Here is a 7,794-nt window from a genome sequence, read left to right as displayed (position 1 = left end):
TCCCGGGGGCCGGCCGACCGGTGCGGCGGCCTCGACCGGGAGGTAGGAGAGATGACGAGGATCTTCAGCGGGATCAAGCCGACGGGGCATCTGACGCTGGGGAACTACCTGGGCGCCGTACGGCGGTGGGCCGAGGTGGACCAGCATGCGGCGAACGCGTTCTTCTGCGTCGTCGATCTGCACGCGCTGACCGTCGACCACGATCCGGCGCGGGTGCGACGGCTCAGCCGGCAGGCGGCGACGCTGCTGCTGGCGGCGGGGCTCGATCCCGCGCTGTGCACCGTGTTCGTCCAGAGTCATGTGGACGAACACGCCCGGCTGTCGTACCTGCTCGAGTGCGTGGCGACGGACGGGGAGATGCGGCGGATGATCCAGTACAAGGAGAAGTCCGTGCGGGAGCGGGAGCGGGGCGGCAGTGTGCGGTTGTCCTTGCTGACGTATCCCGTGCTGATGGCGGCGGACATCCTGGCGTACGGGACGGACGACGTGCCGGTCGGCGACGACCAGGCGCAGCACGTCGAGCTGGCGCGGGATCTCGCGGTGCGGTTCAACCAGCGGTACGGGCACACGTTCGTGGTGCCGAGAGCCGTCCGGCCGCAGGTGGCGGCGCGGGTGATGAGTCTGCAGGACCCGCTGTCCAAGATGGGCAAGAGCGACGACGTCGGGCCGGGGGTCGTCTATCTGCTCGACGAGCCGGAGGCCGTGCGGAAGAAGGTGGCGCGGGCGGTCACCGACAGTGGGCGGGACGTGGTCTACGACCGGGTGGAGCGGCCGGGGGTGGCCAATCTGCTGGAGATCCTCGCGGCGTGCACGGGTGAGGAGCCGGCGGAGTTGGCGGCGGCGTACGACTCGTACGGGGCGTTGAAGCGCGATGTCGCGGAGGCGGTGGTCGAGGTGTTGCGGCCGGTGCGGGAGCGGCATCGGGAGTTGTGCGCGGATCCGGCGTATGTGGAGGGGGTACTGCGAGTGGGGGCCGAGCGGGCCCGGGAGGTGGCCCGGCCCCGGGTCGACGCGGCGTACCGGGCGATCGGGTTGTTGCCGGCGGGGTGAGCGCGCCGTCCGCCCCGTCCGTCCCGGGGGTGCCGCGCGGGTGCGGCGCCCCCGGGAGCGGGGGCGTCAGGTGTTGCTGCCGGAGGCCAGTTCGCGGCTGCGGTCGCGGGCGGCCTCCAGGGCCGCGATCAGTGCGGCGCGGACGCCGTGGTTCTCGAGTTCGCGGATCGCGCTGATCGTGGTGCCGGCGGGGGACGTGACGTTCTCGCGGAGCTTCACGGGGTGTTCGCCGCTGTCCCGGAGCATCGTCGCGGCGCCGATCGCGGACTGGACGATGAGGTCGTGGGCCTTGTCGCGGGGCAGGCCGAGCAGGATGCCGGCGTCCGTCATGGCCTCGACCAGGTAGAAGAAGTACGCCGGGCCGGAGCCGGAGAGGGCGGTGCAGGCGTCCTGCTGCGACTCGGGGACCTGGAGGGTCTTGCCGACGGCGCCGAAGATCTCCTCGGCGTGGGCGACGTGGGCGGGGGTGGCGTGGGTGCCGGGAGAGATGACGGACATGGCCTCGTCGACCAGGGCGGGGGTGTTCGTCATGACGCGGACGACGGGGGTGCCGGGGGTGAGGCGGTCCTCGATGGAGGCGGTGGTGATGCCGGCGGCGCCGCTGATGACCAGGCGGTCGGCGGGGGTGTGGGGGGCGAGTTCGGTGAGGAGGGTGCCCATGTCCTGCGGTTTGACCGTGAGGATGAGGGTGTCCGCGGACTTGGCGGCCTCGGCGTTGGTGACGGGGGTGACGCCGTGGCGGGTGCGGAGGGTTTCTGCGCGGTCGGGGCGGCGGGTGGTGACGAGGAGGTCGGCGGGGGGCCAGCCGGCGCGGATCATTCCGCTGAGCAGGGCTTCGCCGATTTTGCCGGTGCCGAGGACTGCGACTTTCTGGGTCATGGCGTGGGGTGCCCTCCGGGGGTGCGGCGTGTCGTCGTCTTTGGTCATCTTTGCACCGGGGGGTGCGGGTGGGGGGTTGTGTCCGGTGGGCGGACGGGGGGGGGTGGGGCGGTGTGGCTGGGGAGGGTTTTCGCCCCCGCCGCCCCTACCCTTCCCGTCCTCCAGGGGCTCCGCCCCTTCGACCCCGAGGGGTGGGGTGGGGTGGGTGCGGGGCTCCGCCCCGTGCCCCGGCGGGGGCTTCGCCCCCTGCACCCCCGCGGGGCTCCGCCCCTGCACCCCGACAGACGTGAGGGGCTCCGCCCCCAGGCCCCATACAAGGCGGCCCCTAGGGGGCTCCGCCCCCTGAACCCCCGATGGGTTTCACCCCTTGCCCTTGCGTTTCTTGGACGGGTTGCCTGTGCGGCGGGTGGTGCGTTGGGTGTGGCGGGTGCGGGCTGTCTCGTATTCCTGGCGGTGGAGGGACTCGCCGGGGGCTTCCTTCAAGGAGCGGGCGAAGTAGGCCAGGAGCGAGCCGATGAAGCCGATGGCCAGCAGGCCGCGGAGGGAGGCCTGGCGTTCGGGGTCGGGGCGGCGGGTGAAGGAGCCCCAGGTGTGGCTGAACGCCAGTGCGCTGCACACCGCGAACATCACGACGATCAGCACGCTCACCAGGTTGCCGACATCGGCGATGCGCAGCCCCTCGTAGGCGAAGCGCAGGACGAGGCAGCCCAGGGCGGCCGCGACGAGCGAGCCGGCGGACACGGCGGCGCGGCGGGCGGTGTAGCCGCGGAGGCCGGGGTCGTGGTCGACCCAGGTGGTGCCGAAGAAGCGGAGGGGTTCGGGGCGGGGGCCGGTGCCGGTCCGGGGCTCCGGCCGGCCGTACCCCGTGGTCCCGCGTTCGGTTCGTCCGGTTCGTTCGCTCACCGTTTGATTATCGCTCCGCCGTCGCCCGCCCCTCCGGGGAGGGGCGGGCGGCAGGGGTGATCAGGAGCAGCGCGGGGCGACGTAGCCGTCGCTGCCCGTCTTGACGTACGCGTCGGAGACGAACTGCGCGTTGCCGATGCAGTCCCAGATCTTCGACGTGCCGTAGTAGCCGCTGACCGAGTCGCCCGAGCGCTGGCAGATGATCGGGACGCTCGTGCCGGCGGGCAGCGTGCGGACGATGGTGTAGTTCACGCCCGGTCCGCTGCGGACGTGCAGCTCGACGCCCGGGGCGATCGGGTACAGCTTCGTCGCCGCCGCGCTCGCCACCACCGCGTCCCCCGCGGACTCCCCCACCGGCTCCACCGCGAGTGCGGCCGGTGCCGTCGGCACGGACTCCGGTGTGATCTCTTCCGTGGCCATATGGCCTCCCCCGTATGCGAGTTGAGAAAAATTCACGCCAATCACTCTGGCGCCGCCGAGGCTAGCAAGCCCCACGGGATTCGTACGCAGCATCGACTAGGCTCGGCGCGTCGCGTATGCGGACGCGAGCACAGGAGTGACTGATGCCGCCACGGCGCAACGCCGGTACCGAACCGGAAGCGGAACGTCCGAGCTACGCCGGCCAGTACCGGCTGGAGGGCGAGCTCGGCTCCGGTGGCATGGGTGTCGTCCATCTCGCCCGGTCCACCTCGGGGCTGCGCCTCGCGGTGAAGGTGGTGCACGCGCGGTACGCCCAGGATCCGGAGTTCAGGGGGCGGTTCCGGCAGGAGATCGCGGCCGCGCGGCGGGTCAGCGGGGCGTTCACGGCGTCCGTCGTCGACGCCGATCCGGAGGCCGGGCGGCCGTGGATGGCGACGCTCTACATCCCCGGGCCGACCCTCGCCGAGCATGTGAAGCGGAACGGCACACTGCCCGCGGCGCGGCTGCGCCGGCTGATGGCGGGGCTCGCCGAGGCGCTGCGGGACATCCACCGTGTCGGCGTCGTGCACCGGGATCTGAAGCCCAGCAACGTCCTGCTCGCCGAGGACGGCCCCAAAGTCATCGACTTCGGCATTTCCCGGCCCTCCGACAGCGAACTGCACACGGAGACGGGCAAGTTGATCGGCACGCCGCCGTTCATGGCGCCGGAGCAGTTCCGCAGGCCGCGGGAGGTGGGGCCGGCCGCGGACGTCTTCGCGCTGGGGTCCGTACTCGTGCACGCGGCGACGGGGCGAGGGCCGTTCCACTCCGACAGTCCGTATCTGGTGGCATATCAAGTCGTCCACGACGAGCCGGACTTGACAGGTGTGCCGGAGGAGCTCGCCGGGCTCGTCGCACGCTGTCTGGCCAAGGAGCCGGAGGACCGGCCGACGCCGGACGAGTTGATGACGGCCCTGCGGTCGGTGTCCGCCTCGTACGACACGCAGGCGTTCATACCGGCGCAGCGGGAGGCGTCTCCCTTCGAGAGCGAGGTTCAGGAGCCGTCGGACGAGCGTGCGGAGGGGGTCAGGAGGCCGTCGCGTCGGCGGCGGTTGTGGGTGGTGGGGGGTGTGGTCGCCCTGGTGCTCGCTGTTGTGGGTGGTGGTGTCGGCGTGCTCGTCGGGTCCGGGGCGGGGGGTGGCGAGCCGCGGAGTGGGACTTCGGCGGGGAGTGACGTCCGGCCGTGGGCCGTGACGTTGCACGCGTCGTCCGGTGTCGCGGCGAGCGGTATGGCGCACTGCGTGGCCGGGGGCGGGCGGCTGTACTGCACGCGGGACGGGGTGCTGGCGGCGGCCGTCGATCCCCACGACGGGCACACGCTGTGGGTACGTGCGGGCGAGGCCGGCGCGGGGGCCGGGACGCCGGTGCTGTCCGGGGGGTTGCTGCATGTCGTCGGGCAGGGCGGGAAGCGGCTGACCGCGCTCGATCCCGCGACGGGGAGGACGCGGTGGAGCCGGGACATCACCGCGTACGCGGGGCGGGTCGCGCACGCGGGCGGTGTCGTGCTGCTCACCGGTGCCGACTCGAGGGTGACCGCGCTGGACTCCGCGACCGGGGCGGTGAAGTGGCGGCGGGCGGTGCGGGGGCTGTCGTTGCCGACGTTCCGGGTCTACGGGGACGGGCTCGCGTATGTCACGAGTGGCGCCGGCCGGGGTGGGACCACGGTGACCGCCGTGGACCCGGAGACCGGGGGTGTGCGGGCGCGGTGGCGGATGGACGGGGCGTTGACCGTCGTGGGGGCGCGGGGTGGGGCGGTGTGGTTCACCTCCACGGACTCCTCGTCGTACACGGATGCGGTGGTGCGGTACGAGGTGGTGAGCGGGGCGGTGCGGCGGGTTGCCTTGCGGTACCCGTTGCCGGGGGCGCAGGTGGTGGTGCGGGGGGAGGTGGTGTATCTGCTGGCCAGTGGGGGTGCGGTGGTGGCCGTCGGGATGGATGCGGGGGGTGACGGTGGTGGGGCCGGGGGTGAGGCCGGGGGTGAGGCCGGGGGCCGGCAGCTTTGGCGGTTGGAGACGGCTGTGAGTCTGGCGTCCGCGCCGGTGGTGGCCGGGGGGCGGTTGTACTTCATGGCGGCGGACGGGCGGTTGGTGGCGGTGGATGTGGGGCGGGGGACTGTGGTGGGGCAGACGGACGTGCGGATGGGGGGCGTGCGGGGGTCCCTGCCGGGGGCCTTGGGGGTTCCGGTGGTGGTGGGGGAGCGTGTGGTGGGGGCGGCGCCGGACGGGGTGGTGTTCGGGGTGGGGGTGCGGGATCCCTCCGGGTGGTGAGGGTGGGGTTCGCGTGAATTTTTTTCGCCCCCGCCGCCCCTACCCGTCCCATCCTTGACAAGGGGCTCCGCCCCTTGGACCCCGGGAGAGCTCGGGTGGGTGGGGTTGTGTGTCACGTGCGGGTGGGTGGGGGTTGATCGCGCAGTTCCCCGCGCCCCTTACGGGGCACGGTGGGTGACTCGCGACCCCGCGGCGCAGCCGCGCGGAAGACACAGCCCCGCGTCCCTGTTTCAGGGGCGCGGGGAACTGCGCGATCTTTTGGGGGTCCGGGGGCGGAGCCCCTGGAGACGATGGGGGCGAGGAAGCCTCTGGTGGCTCAGCCGAGCTTCGTCACGTCCCGCACCGCGCCCTTGTCGGCGCTCGTCGCCATGGCGGCGTAGGCGCGCAGGGCCGTGGAGACCTTGCGGTCGCGGTTGCGGGGGGCGTAGGCGCCGTCGAGGGCCTCGGCACGCCGGGTGAGTTCCGCGTCGTCGACGAGGAGTTCGATCGTGCGGCCGGGGATGTCGATGCGGATCCGGTCGCCGTCCTCGACGAGCGCGATCGTGCCGCCGGACGCCGCCTCGGGCGAGGCGTGGCCGATGGACAGGCCGGACGTGCCGCCGGAGAAGCGGCCGTCGGTGACGAGCGCGCAGCTCTTCCCCAGGCCGCGCCCCTTCAGGTACGAGGTCGGGTAGAGCATCTCCTGCATGCCGGGCCCGCCCTTGGGACCCTCGTAGCGGATGACGACGACGTCGCCGTCCTTGATCCCCTTGGTGAGGATCTTCTCGACGGCCTCCTCCTGCGAGTCGCAGACGACCGCGGGACCCTCGAACGTCCAGATGGACTCGTCGACACCGGCCGTCTTCACGACACAGCCGTCGACCGCCAGGTTGCCCTTGAGGACGGCGAGGCCGCCGTCCTTGGAGTAGGCGTGGTCGGCGGAGCGGATGCAGCCGCCCTCGGCGTCGGTGTCCAGCGCCTCCCAGCGCTCGGACTGGGAGAAGGCCTCGGCGGAGCGGACGCAGCCGGGGGCCGCGTGCCACAGTTCGACCGCCTCGGGGGACGGGGAGCCGCCGCGCACGTCCCAGGTCTTGAGCCAGTCGGCCAGCGAGGGGCTGTGCACCGAGTGGACGTCCTCGTTGAGCAGGCCGGCCCTGTGCAGTTCGCCGAGGAGGGCGGGGATGCCGCCGGCGCGGTGCACGTCCTCCATGTAGTACGTGCGGTCCTTGGCGACGTTCGGGGCGACCTTGGCCAGGCACGGCACACGGCGCGAGACGGCGTCGATGTGCTCCAGGCCGAACTCGACGCCCGCCTCCTGGGCGGCGGCGAGCAGGTGCAGGATCGTGTTGGTGGAGCCGCCCATCGCGATGTCGAGCGCCATGGCGTTCTCGAACGCGGCGAACGTGGCGACGTTGCGCGGCAGGACCGTGTCGTCGTCCTGCTCGTAGTAGCGGCGGGTGATGTCCATCACCGTGCGCGCGGCGTCCTCGTAGAGCGCCTTGCGGGCCGTGTGGGTCGCGAGGACCGAGCCGTTGCCGGGGAGGGAGAGGCCGATGGCCTCGGTCAGGCAGTTCATCGAGTTGGCGGTGAACATGCCGGAACACGAGCCGCAGGTCGGACAGGCGTTCTCCTCGATGCGGAGGATGTCCTCGTCGGAGATCTTGTCGTTGACGGCGTCGGAGATCGCGTCGACCAGGTCGAGCGTGCGGACCGTGCCGTCGACGAGGGTGGCGCGGCCGGACTCCATCGGCCCGCCGGAGACGAAGACCGTCGGGATGTTCAGGCGCAGCGCGGCCATCAGCATGCCCGGGGTGATCTTGTCGCAGTTGGAGATGCAGACCAGGGCGTCGGCGCAGTGGGCCTCGACCATGTACTCCACGCTGTCCGCGATCAGGTCGCGCGAGGGCAGGCTGTAGAGCATGCCGCCGTGGCCCATCGCGATGCCGTCGTCGACGGCGATCGTGTTGAACTCGCGCGGGATGCCGCCGGCCGCGCTGATCGCCTCGGAGACGATCCGGCCGACCGGCTGCAGGTGCGTGTGGCCGGGCACGAACTCGGTGAAGGAGTTGGCGACCGCGATGATCGGCTTGCGGCCGATGTCCGCGCCGGGTACACCGGAGGCGCGCATAAGGGCGCGGGCGCCCGCCATGTTGCGGCCGTGGGTGACTGTGCGGGACCTCAGCTCGGGCATCGTCGCTCGCTCCTTCGGAGAGTTATGACTGCCGTCGAGCGTACGCCGGTCATCCAGGGTTCGGGA

Annotated in this window: 6 protein-coding genes; 2 read left to right on the top strand and 4 right to left on the bottom strand. The window is 72.3% G+C overall.

Going from position 1 to position 7,794, the window contains the following annotated elements; all coding sequences use genetic code 11:
* The first annotated feature begins 51 nt into the window (after positions 1-51).
* A complete protein-coding gene (gene trpS, locus OIE12_RS18425; RefSeq protein ID WP_329136710.1) occupies positions 52-1,050 on the top strand; it encodes a tryptophan--tRNA ligase in 999 nt (332 codons plus the stop codon).
* Positions 1,051-1,116: 66 nt separating this feature from the next.
* Here trpS and proC read toward each other — a convergent pair whose 3' ends face one another.
* The 3 genes from proC to OIE12_RS18410 form a co-directional block, all read right to left on the bottom strand.
* Positions 1,117-1,929, bottom strand: coding sequence for a pyrroline-5-carboxylate reductase (gene proC / locus OIE12_RS18420; protein WP_329136708.1), 813 nt, complete (start codon positions 1,927-1,929; stop codon positions 1,117-1,119).
* Between the two features lie 360 nt (positions 1,930-2,289).
* Positions 2,290-2,832, bottom strand: coding sequence for an EamA/RhaT family transporter (locus OIE12_RS18415; protein ID WP_329136706.1), 543 nt, complete (start codon positions 2,830-2,832; stop codon positions 2,290-2,292).
* Between the two features lie 60 nt (positions 2,833-2,892).
* The gene (locus OIE12_RS18410) at positions 2,893-3,252 is read right to left on the bottom strand and encodes an SH3 domain-containing protein (RefSeq protein ID WP_329136703.1); all 360 of its coding nucleotides are present in this window, start codon (positions 3,250-3,252) and stop codon (positions 2,893-2,895) included.
* Between the two features lie 143 nt (positions 3,253-3,395).
* Between OIE12_RS18410 and OIE12_RS18405 the strand changes: the two genes are divergently transcribed.
* A complete protein-coding gene (locus OIE12_RS18405; RefSeq protein WP_329136701.1) occupies positions 3,396-5,558 on the top strand; it encodes a protein kinase domain-containing protein in 2,163 nt (720 codons plus the stop codon).
* Positions 5,559-5,874: 316 nt separating this feature from the next.
* Here the strand turns inward: OIE12_RS18405 and ilvD are convergent, their stop codons facing one another.
* Positions 5,875-7,728, bottom strand: a complete 1,854-nt coding sequence (gene ilvD / locus OIE12_RS18400) for a dihydroxy-acid dehydratase (RefSeq protein WP_329136699.1) — start codon at positions 7,726-7,728, stop codon at positions 5,875-5,877.
* Positions 7,729-7,794 lie beyond the last annotated feature (66 nt).

The sequence above is a fragment of the Streptomyces sp. NBC_00670 genome, assembly GCF_036226765.1.
Classification (GTDB): domain Bacteria; phylum Actinomycetota; class Actinomycetes; order Streptomycetales; family Streptomycetaceae; genus Streptomyces.
The sequence above is the reverse complement of the archived record's forward strand: the minus strand, read 5'-3'. Positions and strand labels throughout refer to the sequence as shown.